Source organism: Vulcanisaeta moutnovskia 768-28 (assembly GCF_000190315.1).
GTDB lineage: Archaea > Thermoproteota > Thermoprotei > Thermoproteales > Thermocladiaceae > Vulcanisaeta > Vulcanisaeta moutnovskia.
Map to the genome: position 1 here is coordinate 1,139,211 of NC_015151.1, position 15,779 is coordinate 1,154,989.

At 42.6% G+C, this 15,779-nt stretch carries 11 protein-coding genes; 7 read left to right on the plus strand and 4 right to left on the minus strand.

Features of this window, described 5'->3' with window-relative positions:
- The first annotated feature begins 111 nt into the window (after positions 1 to 111).
- Positions 112 to 1,581: an aldehyde dehydrogenase family protein gene (locus tag VMUT_RS06050; protein ID WP_013604534.1), complete on the plus strand. Its 1,470-nt coding sequence runs from the start codon at positions 112 to 114 to the stop codon at positions 1,579 to 1,581.
- Positions 1,582 to 1,835: 254 nt separating this feature from the next.
- On the opposite strand, the gene VMUT_RS06055 is transcribed toward VMUT_RS06050, so the two are convergent.
- On the minus strand, positions 1,836 to 3,227 hold the full coding sequence (locus VMUT_RS06055) for an aspartate aminotransferase family protein (protein ID WP_013604535.1): 1,392 nt from the start codon (positions 3,225 to 3,227) through the stop codon (positions 1,836 to 1,838).
- Positions 3,228 to 3,395: 168 nt separating this feature from the next.
- Here VMUT_RS06055 and speE point away from each other — a divergent pair, with 168 nt between their 5' ends.
- Positions 3,396 to 4,328: a polyamine aminopropyltransferase gene (gene speE, locus VMUT_RS06060; protein ID WP_013604536.1), complete on the plus strand. Its 933-nt coding sequence runs from the start codon at positions 3,396 to 3,398 to the stop codon at positions 4,326 to 4,328.
- A gap of 153 nt (positions 4,329 to 4,481) precedes the next feature.
- Entirely contained in the window at positions 4,482 to 5,870 is a 1,389-nt protein-coding gene (locus VMUT_RS06065) for an aspartate aminotransferase family protein (protein ID WP_013604537.1), read from the plus strand.
- Here VMUT_RS06065 and speB read toward each other — a convergent pair.
- Complete coding sequence (speB, locus tag VMUT_RS06070) at positions 5,867 to 6,844, minus strand: agmatinase (RefSeq protein ID WP_048056911.1); 978 nt, start codon at positions 6,842 to 6,844, stop codon at positions 5,867 to 5,869. The genes VMUT_RS06065 and speB overlap by 4 nt on opposite strands.
- A 111-nt stretch (positions 6,845 to 6,955) precedes the next feature.
- On the opposite strand from speB, the gene VMUT_RS06075 reads away from it, so the two are divergent.
- The 3 genes from VMUT_RS06075 (at position 6,956) to VMUT_RS06085 (ending at position 10,927) form a co-directional block, all read left to right on the plus strand.
- Positions 6,956 to 8,569, plus strand: coding sequence for an APC family permease (locus VMUT_RS06075; RefSeq protein WP_013604539.1), 1,614 nt, complete (start codon positions 6,956 to 6,958; stop codon positions 8,567 to 8,569).
- A gap of 101 nt (positions 8,570 to 8,670) precedes the next feature.
- Entirely contained in the window at positions 8,671 to 9,819 is a 1,149-nt protein-coding gene (locus tag VMUT_RS06080; protein ID WP_258167486.1) for an NAD(P)/FAD-dependent oxidoreductase, read from the plus strand.
- A gap of 37 nt (positions 9,820 to 9,856) precedes the next feature.
- Positions 9,857 to 10,927, plus strand: coding sequence for a saccharopine dehydrogenase family protein (locus VMUT_RS06085; protein ID WP_013604541.1), 1,071 nt, complete (start codon positions 9,857 to 9,859; stop codon positions 10,925 to 10,927).
- Here VMUT_RS06085 and VMUT_RS06090 read toward each other — a convergent pair.
- Together VMUT_RS06090 and VMUT_RS06095 are read right to left on the minus strand one after the other, a co-directional pair.
- The gene (locus VMUT_RS06090) at positions 10,924 to 12,780 is read right to left on the minus strand and encodes an aldehyde ferredoxin oxidoreductase family protein (RefSeq protein ID WP_013604542.1); all 1,857 of its coding nucleotides are present in this window, start codon (positions 12,778 to 12,780) and stop codon (positions 10,924 to 10,926) included. The genes VMUT_RS06085 and VMUT_RS06090 overlap by 4 nt on opposite strands.
- A 115-nt stretch (positions 12,781 to 12,895) precedes the next feature.
- Positions 12,896 to 14,173, minus strand: coding sequence for an APC family permease (locus VMUT_RS06095; RefSeq protein WP_013604543.1), 1,278 nt, complete (start codon positions 14,171 to 14,173; stop codon positions 12,896 to 12,898).
- Between the two features lie 267 nt (positions 14,174 to 14,440).
- On the opposite strand from VMUT_RS06095, the gene VMUT_RS06100 reads away from it, so the two are divergent.
- Positions 14,441 to 15,772, plus strand: a complete 1,332-nt coding sequence (locus VMUT_RS06100; protein ID WP_013604544.1) for an aminotransferase family protein — start codon at positions 14,441 to 14,443, stop codon at positions 15,770 to 15,772.
- The last annotated feature ends 7 nt before the right edge of the window (positions 15,773 to 15,779 follow it).

Here is a 15,779-nt window from a genome sequence, read left to right on the forward strand (position 1 = left end):
TTATATTATGTGATTAAATATTGTATTTATAAATAAACTATTTATATTATTGAATCTATCATAAAACGACGCTAGGTTATTTTTATTAATAGATTTGTGCCTGCTTTAATCATGTCTCTGCCTAGGCTGGATCACTTCATAAATGGCGAGTTCGTTAAGCCCTCAAGCGGCGAGTATAGAATCAAGAGGAGTCCCATTGATGATTCTCCACTGACTGAGGTTGCGGTGGGTAGTAGGGAGGACGCCAGGGCAGCCATAGATGCTGCCTATGACGCGTTAAAGAATTGGTCTAGGTTGACGCCGATAAGGCGGAGTGAGTATCTTTACAAGATGCTTGAGGAGTTTAGGAAGATGGAGGATGAGTTCATTAAGGTCTTGATTGAGGAGGGTGGCGGTATCTACAAGAAGGCCTGGGGTGAGGTTGTCTTCACTGAGAGGCTTATCCAGAATGCCGCTGAGATGGCTAGGCATTATGAGGGTAAGGTGCTTAATTCTGATAGTGAGGCCACGATATCCATGGTGTTCAAGAAGCCTAAGGGCGTTGTTGGTGTTATAACTCCCTGGAACTACCCATTGTCAATATCAATGAAGAAGATAGCTCATGCCCTAGCCATAGGGAATACCGTGGTTTACAAACCAGCCAGTGATACACCAATAACGGGCTATATGATAGCTCAACTGGCCCAGAGGGCTGGTCTTCCTAAGGGTGTGTTGAATGTTGTGTTTGGTTCTGGTGGTGTTGTTGGTGATGAGATAGTTGTTAGTAAGAGGGTTAGCCATATAACCTTCACTGGTGAGTCGGCTACGGGTAGGGAGATAGCGTCTAAGGCTGGTGGTTCTCTGAAGACCGTGACCCTCGAACTTGGCGGTAGTGACCCATTGATAATACTTGACGATGCCGACCCAGACTATGCTGCTAGGCTCGCAGTTTTCGCAGCCTTCTTCCATCAGGGCCAGATCTGTACGGCTGCCAAGAGGATTATTGTGCATAGGGGTATTGCGGATAAGTTCATTCAAAAGTTTGTGGAGTACACGAGGATACTCAGAATTGGCGATCCTAGGGCTGATAAGAATATGGATCAAGGACCATTAATTAACCATAACCAAGTCGAGACAATGCAGGGATTCCTAAAGGATGCTTTAGACCATGGTGCTCAGGTATTATTTGGTAGTGATGTTAAGGGTAACTACTTCACGCCAACAATACTTACTAATGTTGATCTAAACATGAGAGTTATGAAGGAGGAAGTCTTCGGCCCAATAAGGCCTGTGATCGTTGTTGATGACGATCAACAAGCTATTGAGATTGCCAATAGTAATGATTATGGGCTCAGTGGTGCCGTTATCACCAAGGACATAAATAGGGCGCTGAATATTGCAGAAAATGTGGAGTCAGGCATGTTCCACATAAACGATGTAACATTTCTAGAGGAGAGCCATGTACCCTTTGGAGGAATTAAGGCATCTGGCATGGGTAGGGAGGGTGGTGAGTACTCTTTCCATGAGAATACTTTCGATAGGTGGTTAACGATAACCCTACGTACTAGGAGATTCCCAATACCATCAACCCTAAAGTCATAAAACCACTGCTTAGTGAATAATAAAAATTGAAAATAAACTCACCTTATTACACCCACGCATCTTAACTGTCATTGTGTATTAATTCCTCATCTGCGGTGCCAATGCCTTAATAATCTCATCCCTCGATAAAACAAGCTCATTAATAACAAGCACACCGACTTTCTCCAGCGGTCTCTCACTAACCTCTAACTCCTATTCTGAATGTATGTATCAATTATTGTGTCCAGCCCTACGGCCATGTTTATTAATAAGTCTCATCTGGTCTCACGGGATAACTCCCTAATTACATCCTCAAATATCCTAGTACCTTCATCAAGGTGTCTCTTGGTCAGCACTAATGGTGCCATAAACCTCATAACATTGCCAAAGTGACCACATGTATGCATCAAGACACCCCTCTCGAACAACCTCCTCCTAACCTCACTTGCTAATTCCGCTCCTGGTTCCTTAGTTGATTTATTCTTAACGAGCTCAACACCAATCATGAAGCCGATACCCCTTACATCGCCAATTATTGAATATCTCTCAGCAATATCCTCAAAGGTCCTCCTTGCATAATCACCAAGTTGTAAAGTCCTGTTAAGTAAGTTCCTAGACTGTATGTACTCAATAACCGCGGCACCAGCAGCCAGGGCCAGTGGATTAGACCTATAGGTACCTAGATGAAACATCTCCGGTAATTTCTCATCATACTCAGCCCTATAGGCCACCACGGACATTGGTATGCCACCGCCAATCGCCTTGGAAATACACATGACATCAGGCGTGACACCGAAGTGCTCCACAGCCCACCACCTACCAGTCCTACCAACGCCAGTCTGTACCTCATCGGCTATGAGGAGTATGCCATGCTTATCAGCAATCTCCCTAAGGCCCCTCAGGAAGTTCCTTGGCGGCACTATGTATCCACCCTCGCCCTGTATTGGCTCAACGAGTATTGCGCCAACCTCACCAATGCCAGTATATGGATCACTGAGTAGGTGGTCTATGTAGTTAAGCACTGCATTGCCGCAGTCCTCAGAATCCTTTGCTGGCAATGGACACCTGTATGGGTATGGGTATGGAACCCTGGCGACATTGATTAATGGTACACCCGCGTATGACTGTAATTCCGTCTTTGCAGTAATTGCGACTATTCCCTGGTGAATGCCGTGGTATGCGCCCTCAAATGCCATTATCACGGGCTTCTTAGTGACCCATCTGGCTAGGGCTATTGCCGTCTCACAGGCATCAGCTCCAGTGACACCAAATATTACCTTTGCCTTGCCCCTAAGGTCTCCAGGGAGTATTGAGTGCAAATTCCTTAGGAATCTAATCCTAGCCTCGCTGGGTATCTCACTCATCCAATGCCAGTAATGATCGAGTTGTTCCCTAACGGTTTGCTGTACGTATGGGTTATTATGGCCAACATTAAGCACTGCAATACCAGCCACCCAATCAATGTAATAATTGCCATCAACATCCCTTATCGTCGCGCCCCTAGCAGTATCGATAGCAAACCTAAAGGCCTTGGGATAAGTAACACTATTGGTTTCAAGTTCATGCTGGATATTCAATAACTCCAGGGACTTGGGTCCAGGGGGCTTAACAATTATTTTAGGTGCCTCAGGAAAACTCAAGCTCTCTAATTCCTCCTCAATCGTCATAATACATCCTCCAACATCCACCTATTTAAATTTTGCTGATTCTATATTAATACACGATATAATACTTAAAAGTAATTTTATTTGCAATGTGGCATAAATAGCATTTTGTATTTAGATACGTTATTGACAATAATAAATAATGCTTAAAAGTCGAACCTATTAACACTCATGATGAGTCTTGAAGACATGAGTAGGGAGGGTACGTGGTTCATCGAGTTTAATACGCCATTTAGTTACCATATTAGGGGTATCAAGAGAGTTTTATACAATGGGGTCACTAAGTATCAGAGGGTTGCCATTGTTGAGTTCGAGGACTTGGGTAAGGCATTGGTGCTTGATGGTAAGACCCAGAGTACTGTGTACGATGAGTTCATTTACCATGAATCACTGGTTCACCCAGCAATGATTGCTCATCCAAACCCGAGGAGGGTACTTATTCTTGGTGGTGGTGAGGGTGCAACTGCCAGGGAGGTCCTTAAGCATAGGAGTGTTGAGGAGGTTGTCATGGTTGATATCGATGATGATGTCATCAAGATCTCCAGGGATTACTTACCGGAGATGCATCAAGGCGCCTTTGATAATCCAAAGTTAAGGCTTATAATTGGTGATGGTAGGAAATTCATAGAGGAAAGTAAGGATAAATTTGACATAATAATACTGGACTTAACAGACCCACTTGAGGGTGGTCCATCATACCTACTATACACGGTTGAGTTCTATACGATGATTAAGGATAGACTTAATGATAATGGTTTAATGGTAACCCAAGCAACATCAACATTCTACGCACTATATACCTTCGCAGCAATATACAGGACAGTGGCCTCGGTATTTCCCGTAGCGAGAGCATACCATACCTACGTCCCATCATTCGATAGCACATGGGGCTTCGTAATAGGATCAAAGGGGCTAGACCCAGTCTCATTGACACCTGAGGAGATTGATTCAAGGATTAAGAATAGGATTAACGGTGAGTTAAGGTACTATGAAGGCGATATTCATAGAGTTCTCTTCACCCTACCAAGGCATATAAGGGCGCTTCTTGAGAATAAATCAATAAAGCCAGCAACGGATAAGAACCCCACATTTTTGCCTGCATAATTATCCAAACATATTTTATTTCATTAAAGGGCATAATTAATATTATTTCTTATAATTCACATAACTTACATAACATTTTTTCCGTTATTCATGTTATTATAAAATAAAATTAAAGAAATAAATAAAAATATGTAAATTATACATTCATTTCGTATGGGAGTCATAGATATAATAAATAATGTTAAGGGAGACTATGTAAATAAGACCAGGAAGTCGGAACAATTATATAATGAACTAGCTAAGTACACGCCCTATGGTGTACATAGTAATTGGCGTATTTGGGATCCATACCCATTATTTATGAGCAGAGCCAAGGGCTCGCGCATTTGGGATGTTGATGGTAATGAATACGTGGACTTCTGCATGGCATTTGGCGCATTAGCCACAGGTCATGCTCACCCTGTTTTAATTGATGAGATCTCGTCATTCATAGGTAACGGAACTATTTATGGCTTTGAAACCGAGTATAGCGTTAAGTTGTCAAGGATATTAATTGATAGGTTTAGTATGGATATGGTTAGGTTCTCAAACACTGGTGGTGAGGCAACGGAACTAGCCACTAGGTTAGCTAGGGCATACACTGGGCGTAAGTACATACTTAAGTTTGAGGGTCATTACCATGGGTCAAGGGACACATTAATGGTTGGGCTTAAGCCAATACCTGCCAGGGCGGGTCACCCTAAGACGCCTAGGTCAGTACCAGCCAGTTGGGGTGTTCCTGAGGATATTTACAGGACAGTGCTTGTTGCTCAATGGAATGATGAGGAGAGTGTTGAGGAGGTATTTAGGAGGTATGGTGATGAAATTGCTGGTGTCATCCTTGAACCAATAGCCATGAATATGGGCTTCATACCGCCCAAGAGGGGATTCCTTGAGTTCCTAAGGAGGATAACCAATGAGTATGGTTCAGTATTAATATTTGATGAAGTGAAGACATCAGGTAAGTTCTATGGTGGTGCTGAGGAATACTTTGGAATTAAGCCTGATATCAAGGTTATTTCAAAGGCCATTGGTGGTGGATTCCCATTCTCGGCCGTGTTGGGTAAGCGGGATATAATGGAGTTAGTGGGGCCGAATAAGGTTGCTCATGGAGGCACATTCAATTCCAACCCACTATCAGTGTACGCGACCTACGTAACACTTACAAGGATACTCACTAGGGATGATATGAGTAAGGCGTCAGCATTGAGTGAGGAGATCGGTAAGGCATTAAATGATATACTCAGTGATAATAAGATACCTGCATACGTAGTATATGCAGGTCTCAGTGGAGGTGCATACTTAACGAGATCCAAGGCTGAGCTTCACAATTGGAGGGACTTCGTGAAGTACGTAAACCTAGATGCAATGTACATATACTTAACAAGCATGGTTTCAAAGGGGGTAATTCCACAATGTATAGCACCTGATGAACAATGGACAGTATCAGTTCAGCATACGAAGGAAGATGCTGATAAGCTTGTGGAGACTGCCAAGCATGTTATTGATTTATTAAAGCAGAGCGGTTATGGTGAAGTATTTAAGATAGAAGAGGCATTCTAACCTTTTGCTATTTTATTCACTTGTCTTGCCTTTATTGACATTGCTTGGTATGTTATGTTTGCGGCCAGTAGGCTCGTTATGTTTGCCGTATCAAGTGGTGGTGATACCTCAACAACGTCAAAACCAACAAGCTCGAAATTAATGTTGGCTAACGACCTAATTATCAACAGGGCCTCTCTACTTGTGAAACCACCTGGCTCCCTAGTTCCAGTACCTGGTGCGTAGGCTGGGTCTACGGAGTCTATGTCAAAGGAAACATAGACACTACCACTTAATGAATTCCTCAACTCATTAATCAACCAGTTGATACCCTTGGCATCAACCTCACTCATCGTTATAACCCTAATAGGCACTGGTGAATTCCTCGGGTACTCAAGATCAGACTTGTCATACTGAGGACCCCTAATACCAACCTGAATAACACCCCTAATTAGACCCTCCTCAATGGCTCTCCTAACCCACGTACCGTGGGTATACTTCTCACCCCAATATTCATCCCAATAATCAAAGTGGCTATCGAAGTGTAGGACGAGCGGCTTGAACCTCCTACCCACAGCCCTAAGAACACCGAGTGTTATACTATGATCACCACCGGCAATGAATGGTGTTGCACCCTGATCAATCACACTGCCTATGGTCTCCTCAATCCTATCCAAAGTCCTAACAACGCTGGTGGGTATAACATCAACATCTCCATAATCCACAGCCCTAAGGGCGATAAAGGGGTAAACATCGAGGTCCATGTTGTACGGCCTCAACAACCTAGACTCAGCCCTAATGAATTGAGGACCAAGCCTAGCCCCAGTATAGAATGTTGCACCACCATCAAATGGCACACCAACGAAGGCACCAAGAACACCATTACCCTTTAGATCTCTAACGAGTGGAAGTCTTGCAAACGTTATGGGCTGAGCAAAACGGGGAGACTTAAGAGCATCCAACGGAGAGCCAGCATAACTCCAAGGCCAGGACATAGGCATCCCTGGGTACCAGGTAATTTTAAATATTTTTTAATATTTTTGTGATAACTATTATTAATAATGTGAGAGAGTAAAGCTTTTAAATAGTAAAATATGTAAAAGTATATGCCGGAGGAGACTGAGAAAAAACCTACGTTATTTCTAAGGGAAGCCACTGGTTTGGTTAGGGAGGTAAGCCCATGGGCCTCGGTTAGTGCAATATTTGGCCTGGTAACTGGTGGCGTTCCATTGCTGATTGCCTCCTGGCTTTTCCTCGCTCCTTCGACTAATGGCATTTTCTCATGGACAACGGGCTACATAGTCACACTGTTACCCACCCTGGCCATGGCATTCCTATTCTACGTAGCTGGCGTCACAATGCCGAGGTCCGGCGGTGACTACGTATTTAACAGTAGGGCTAGTCACCCACTGATTGGCTTGGCGAATTATATGGCGTTGTGGATAGCCTTCGCATTATCGCTGGGCGTCTACAGTACATTGGGTGCCACATGGCTTGGTGATTTACTCACTGGACTCGGGCTCTTTTATAATAATTCGTACTTCCTAAACCTCGGCACATGGATAACATCATCAACCGGCACTGCAATAGTGGCAGTAATACTAATAGTATATGCCGCGTTACTATCCATACACCCGAGGATACAGTGGTCATTCATGAAGTGGAGCGGTGCAGTCACTCTTATTGCTACATTGATTGCCTTTGTAGGCTTTGCCATGGTTAATAAGTCCGTATTCTTTCATAACCTGGCTAACCTAACTGGTGTTTCTGACCCAGTTGGTACTGTGGTTAGTGATGCCGAGAAGAATGGACTTACATTCTTTAACCCAATTTATGCAGTTGCCCTAACCATAGCACCAATCTGGTACTACTTCACGTGGTATAACCTTGGTGCCTCCTGGGCTGGTGAAATGAAGCAGGTCAGGAGGAACATGTTCTACTCAACAATATGGGCCGTAATTATTGTAGCCATTTACTACATGATCTTCACCGACCTATATATCTATGCCTTTGGTAATAGGTTCACAACTGCATATGCATTTCTCTATAATGAGGGTATTAGCGACCCGGTTGTCAATGCCTTATCATCGATTGGCCCATTCCCACCATTTTTCCTACTCGTGGCAACTGGTAGTGTTGCGCTTTACCTGATTGCTTGGTTTGCCTTCTGGTGGCCAAACACGTATAGCAATGTTCCTCTAATCACTGCATTGGTTAGGTACCTCTTTGCCTGGGCCTTTGATAGGGTTGCGCCAGCCAAGCTTGGTGAGGTGAGCGAGAAGTATCACACACCAACCTGGGCCTTAATAACTGCGGCCGTTATTGGTTTTATTGGCGCTATGATGTATATATTCATCACATGGCTATCGATAGTGGATATTACCATAGTTTTCGAGACGAGTTATGCCATATTCGCAATAATTGCTGCCGTAATGCCCTATGTTAGGAGGAATATTTATGAGAGGTATGTACCAATAAAGACCAAGATAGCTGGTGTGCCATTAATAACGTGGATTGGCATTGCGGCCTTCGCATTCCTAGTATGGGCGCTCTACGAAACCTGGGGCAACCCAGTACTACTACCAACAAACATATTGACCTATGAGTCACTGGTCGTGATGTACGGCCTTGGAATAGTCATGTACCTAGTGGCCAGGTGGTACAACAATAGGAAGGGAATTAACATAGACATGCTATTCCAAGAAATACCACCAGAATAAATCAAGCAATTTAACATAAGGTACTTAAAAATTTTTTAGAAATGTTTATTAACTCCTATATTTACCAAAAACTTGGGGATTGATATGCGAAAATAGTAATAATAGGTGGCGGCATAACTGGTACTTTTTTGGGATATTTCCTTGGCCTCGAGGGATATAATGTTACGATAATACATAATAGGGGGAAACTACCGTTGGTTGATTTAGTTTTTTCTAATATGCTGCCATCAGCAAGTGATGTTCGTGTCACTAAGGAGACTATGAGGATTTATAGAAGTCTTGAGGAGGAACTCAAAACAACGCTTCTTAAGAACTATGTCGCACTGCATATATATCCAAACCACGATTCACTTAAGTTAATAGAACCCGTCATACCTGATATTGAGGATGCTGGTGTTAAAGTAAAGGTGTTTGATTCTAAGGAGGCTCATGAGGTTACTGGGTTGATATATGATGAGCAGGAGCATGTAATTTATGGTGAGTATGAGTATCTTGTTTCCATAAGGAAGATAGTTGGTGCATTGCATAGGAAATTGAATATTATTTACGGCAATGCCTCATTAAGAATCAATAATGGTAATGCCTATGCTATTGTGGGAAATGAGGAATTAACAGGTGATGCAGTAGTACTTGCAGCTGGTGGATGGAATTCTAAAATAGCTAGGGAGGCAGGTATTGAAGTACCGCTTGTTACTTACGGTACGAGGGCCCTGGCAATCATAGGTAGTACGCGATTAAATAAGTACTCAATATCAGACTATAAGTATGATTATTACACAAGACCAATGGGTAATTTACTCGATCCGATAGCCTTCATTGCTGGTGATGGTAATGTTAAGACAAGTGATTTAAGGCAGGTAAGGAGACTTACGAATAAGTCATACTCCAATTGGTTGATTGGTTTAATGAAGAAGCGTGATCCGTCAATGATGATATCGGCAATAGCAGGTTATAGCCTGGTTGAGATGGCCTATGACTATGAGCCAGTGATTGGTAAGGTTCCTGGTGTAAATAATCTATACTTAATCGGTGGATTTGACGGTTATGGCGCTAAACTAGGCCCTGGACTTGCCTTTGAATTGGCAAGGATAATAATGGGACTTAACCCATCAATTGATGTATCGTGTTACGACATAAATAGGTTTGATGGTTATGAGGGACAACATGATATTGATCCGCACTGGGAACCCGTAATGCTCTACTTACCTGCACCAAACGGTGCGAGTCCATGCTTCTATAAAAATAAATAAAAACCGCTTAGAAGGCCTGTAATTAAAATGGTGTTTTATGAGAGTCTTTGTTTTGGGTGGCTCTGGGTTAATTGGTAGTGTGATTGTTAGTGAGTTAATGAGGGATAATGTTGATGTCACAGTTATTGATCTTGTGAAACCCAGGTTCAATGTTGATTACGTCTTTGGTGATTTGAATAATATTGATGATATTGCGGGTAAAATTAGGAATGCTGATTACGTGATTAATGCAGCCCAGTATTACTTCAATATTAATGCCATGAAGGCCTGCCTAAAGGCCGGAGTTAATTATATGGATCTTGGCGGCCTATTCTGGATGACCAGGAAGCAGTTAGAACTTAATAATGAGTTTGAACGTGAGGGATTACTGGCTCTTATTGGTATTGGTGCTGAGCCTGGCATCACCAATGTGGTTGCTGAATGGATCTATAGGATGCATGGTACACCAATTAGTATTAGGATTAGGGATGGCTGGATCTCAAGGTCTGGCAAAATTAATTGGAGTGTTGATACTCAATTGGATGAGTTAACAATGAAGGCTCCAGTGTTTGAGGATGGTGAGTATAAGTATTATGACCCAGCATCAAGGTTTGAATATATTGATTTTATTGAACCCATTGGTAGGGTTAAGACGTACTTAACAATACATAGTGAGTTGGCTACATTTCCACAATCATTTAGTGGAGTTAGATATGTTGATTGGATGGAGGGTGGAACTGGGTTTGAGGATATGATTGTTATTGCCAAGTTATTTGGTGATAATGCTGAGGTCATGAATATAAAATCAAGGGCATACCTAAGGGAATTACTCAGGACTAAGGGATTGCTCGGTTACTCAGAGGGCGAAAACCCTGATGAGTGGGAGTCCGCTAAGGTTATTTTTGATTATGGTGATAGGAGGGTTGAGGTTGAATTCATGAGTGGGCCACATGGTCAATTTGATGGGACACAATACATGACTGGACTACCTGCAGCTGTTGCTGCTTTAAGTAGGGTTAATGGTAAGGGTGTATTACCGCCCGAGAGGGTGATAGATCCTGAACCATTCATTAATAAACTGAAGGAGAAAGGCTTAGTGTTTTACTATAGAGAGAATAGGAGACTTTAAAGTAAATAATTAAACTCCTCAAGCCCTAATTTCTTCAACACATCCCTTGTTGGCTTACCATCAACCCAACCCCTCAACTCATAATACCTCTTTATACCCCACTCAAAGAATCTCTCAGCGGTATGGCCCTTGGCGGGTCCATCGGGTAATGCTTTCTTCAGGACTTTAGGCGGTAGTTCATCCCTTACCCATTTACCTTCCCTAACGTGGAATAATCTCTCGGTATTGAATATCCTCTCACCAATTGTTATTAACTCATCATACGTTAGATCCCAACCCGCATATGCATTGAGCAGGTCAACAATCTCCTCGGGTTTCAGTGAATCATCCCCAACCTGATCCACAAAGTTGCAGAGTACGAGGCTATCATATGCCGCGTAATAATTCTGCTCCCAAACAGTAAATACTATCTTCTCCTCAACCTCGGCTAATGGATCAAAGACCTTATTCGGATATGGACCAAATGGATATGGGCCGAGTTCTATCATTGCTGGCCAAGCCTCATTATGATCACCACCCCTATTAGCCGTGGCATAGGCAATCACGAATCCCTTCAACGCCCTAGGATCATATGCTGGGAATCCCTGGCCCCTAGTGCCAACGAATGACTCAGGATCATTATACTTAACGGATAAGTGATAGGCGCCCTCAGCAAGCTCGTTACCAATATCCCTCCTATAGGCTATGTCCTCTATTAATTTGATGTAGGTATCAGCATCACCCCATGATAATTTAATCGGCAACTTACCCTTTTGTGATAGCTCCGTAGCTGTTGCCAGTGTATTACCAGTAGTGATGGTATCAAGACCATACCTATTGCACATATCGATCATTGTTAATATGGCACTTGGTTCATCAACACCCAAATTAGAGCCTAGGGCGAATAATGACTCATACTCATACTTAATATTACTACTGCTTTTTCCATCCCAGGATGCCTTACCAATCTTTGTACAGGCTATTGGGCAGAGGGCGCATCCATGCCTCTTCACCAGAAACTTCTCAGCCAAAACCTCACCACTGAACTTCTCGGCCGTTGGCATGACGCCAGTCTCGAAATTCCTGGTCGGTAATGCACCAACACTATTTATTATATTAACTAGGACAGAGGTACCATACTTATGGAGTGGATCCTTACCACTACCCTTAGCTATCCTACCACTAATTTTAACGCCTAACTCAAGTAACCTCTTCCTGTCAAAGGCCCCTGCAAGTAAATCCCTATTGCCCTTAACAAACATTCCCTTAATCAACTTACTACCCATGACAGCCCCCAGACCACCCCTACCAGCAGCCCTCTGTGTGAATGAACCCATTATACTCGCAAACCTAACAAGGTTCTCACCGGCGGGGCCAATTGTTATGACACCGCACTCATTCTCACCAAGGCACTTCATCTCCCTCCTAATCATTAACTCTGTCTCCAGGGCATCCTTACCCCATAAATGCCTCGCATCATGAAACTCCACATTACCATTAATAATAGATATGTAAATAGGTTCATCTGACTTACCCTCAAGTACAACACCATCATAACCAGATTTCCTAAGCCAGTAGGCGAAGTTACCAGCCATCTTGGAATGAGTATATGAATCAGTCAATGGTGATTTAGCCGCAAAAGTCATCCTGGAGGAGGCAATGGGCACAGCACCAGTCAATGGCCCCGTGAGCATGTAGAGCCTATTCTCAGGGCCTAGAGGATCAATGCCCTTAGGAAGCTCCTTAAGCGCCAGGTAGGCGCCGAGACCACGTCCACCAAGAAAACGCCTAATTATTGAGTCGTAGTCAATATACTCAACCCTAAGGGACCTACTCCTCAAATCAATTCTAAGCAGGGAGTATTTAAGCGGCATAAGGACAAGTGCTGACACTTATTTTTAAATATTATGCGTAAATTATTATGAAATAATTATATAAACAATCAATAGAATGAAAACATTTTGAAGAGTAATACAATAATTATTTTTATTAAAGTTCATATGATGCGCCAGCATGCTTAAGTACTTCAGCACGGTACTTACTATACCACCAAGCCACAATAAACCCTACTAGGAACCAACCAATGGCTATTAATACGGCTATATCAAATGGATATTGCGGTAGTGGATAAACACTGTAGAAGAACACCACAAAAGCCGTTAGTGACGCTATAATTGGTGCTATTACATAGAGTAAGTAAAATGCTATATCTTTACCCCTTAGACCCACGGTCTTATACTTATAATACGTTAATGCAGTATTAACCACTATATGCGTTGCTATCATACCAAGTCCATTAATTGTTAGTAGAAAAACAGAACCATTAAATGGACCTAATAGGAAGCCAGTTACTAATGCCAGCACAAGAACCGAGCCGTAATACCATATTAAGGCTACATATGGAGTTCTATACTTCGGATGAACCTTCTCAGCATGTATATACTTAAACCAAAGATTATCCCTTGCTGCACTAAACCAAAGTCTACTAATTGAATTCCACTTGGCGACACCATAGGCTAAGTAACTGTTCAGAACAAAGGCTAGTAATAATGCCCAACCCACGGGACCTAAGTACTTAAAAAACACTATAAAGCCAGGATCTGGCGATGTAGCAAAACTACTCATTTGATTCACACCCCAACCAACCGTTAACGCATATGACGCTAATATTAACGTAATACCACCAAGTGCCCATGCTACATATAACGCCCTCTTAATGGTCTTTTTAGGATCCTGAACCTCCTCTGATATTGTTGTTGCGGTACCTAATCCCACGAAGTCCAATATAGAGAATATTGTACCAAAGAAGATTAAGCTCCATGCACCCTTAACGAGTGCTGGTGTAAATGGAGCTACCGCCGTTGAAGCAGGCAAGTGCGGTAGGACCATTGCTATTATTATTATTGATGCAGTTATTATGTAAAATATCTCGGCAAAACCAGTGTACATTGCATATTGGAGTGAAGGCTTGATACCTAGGTATGCCAATACAAATCCATATGTGGGTACTATTAAGGCGAATATGACCCACAGATAGGGTATGTGATAAAAGGCTGGGTTTATGTAATAGAGGACCGTGGCTAGGCCAAGCGCTCCAAAACCCGCCGCGCATGTCCAGTTATCCGTCATCCAGTACCAGAGAGTTAGAATACCTAGGAACCAAGATGTCCTAACGGAGTATGCGTAGTAACTACCTGCATTAACTATCTCCTGGGAGAATAGAGCCGCCGTAGCGATCAATAGAATCGCAATAGCACCAAACCGCACCCTCTTAACTGTGTAGGTTTTACAGGTAGTTAGACATATAAAGTTATTATTATTACGTTATCAGAATATTTAAATAATACCTGCATTGATAATGCATTATATTAATAGCATTATTCATAGGTTATAAACATTATTTCTAGATTTTCAAGATATAATAATTAAAATATTATCTTCTTTATTTCTTTTAATTCTTTGTATGTTTTTTATAATTTTTCCCTAAATTATATAGGAAATGTTTATTAAATAGCAACTTTGTTCTTAAAATATATGGCATCTGAGGATTTTGGTAGGATTGTACGTGAGCATTTGTTTGGTACTTGGCGTAGGCAGAGGGGTTGGGAACCCCTGAGCGTTATTAAGGCTGATGGCGTTTACTTCTATGATTCCCAGGGTAGGAGGTACCTGGATTTCTCCTCACAGTTGGTTAATGTTAATCTTGGTTATGGTAATGAGAATGTAATCAACGCCATTAAGAGGCAATTGGAGTCTCTTCAGTATATTTCGCCTGTCTTTGCTGCCGAGACCAGGGCCAGGGCTGCCAAGGCGCTACTTGAGATTATGCCCGAGGGCTTGACTAAATTCTTCTTCTCTACCTCAGGTACTGAGGCTAATGAAGCTGCCATTAAGACAGCAAGACTCTATAAGAAGCCCGCATTCAAGATAGTTGTTAGGTATAGGTCGTACCACGGGTCAACATTTGCATCAATTTCGATGACTGGTGATTATAGGCGTTGGTTCGTTGAACCGCACACAATGCATGGTGTTGTCAGGGTACCTGAGCCATACTGCTATAGGTGCCCGCTCGGCCTTAAGTATCCTGAGTGTGGCTTGGCATGTGTTAATTACGTTGATTATGTTATTAAGAATGAGAAGAATGTGGCCGCGATACTGGTTGAACCAATAACTGGGACTAACGGTGTTGTTGTGCCGCCTAAGGAGTATTTACCAACGCTTAAGAGGATTGCTGAGGAGAATGACGTGTTGTTCATTGCTGATGAGGTTATGACTGGTTGGGGCCGTGTTGGTGATTGGTGGGCTGTGAATCTATGGGGTATTAAGCCCGATATCTTAACAACTGCTAAGGGCGCATCTGCATCGTACGTACCCATAGGCATAACTGCAGTTAGTAAGAAGATTGCTGATTACTTTGAGGATGAGTTCTTCGCGCATGGGCATACCTTTGAGGCGCATCCTGTCTCATTGTCTGCCATACCAGCAGTCATTGAGGAGTATAAAAGGCTTGACTTGCTTAATCATGTTAAGGCGATGGGCGAGTATTTGAGTAGAAGGCTTGAGGAGTTGAAGGATAAACATAGAAGCATTGGTGATGTTAGGGGTGTCGGTCTATTCTGGGCCATTGAATTCATAAAGGATTCCAGGAAGACACCCTTCGGCACGTATGATGATAAGTATAGGGGTTTAGCGACACCAGTTGATAGGGTGGCAGCTGAGTTACTGAAAATGGGTGTTTATGTCTATAATGGGCCATCCTGGTTCATAGTAGCACCACCCCTAATAGTAACTAGGGAGCAAATTGATGAAGGTATTGAGAAGATAGACCAGGTAATTAAGAAACTTGATGAGCAATATCAGGGTTAATATCATA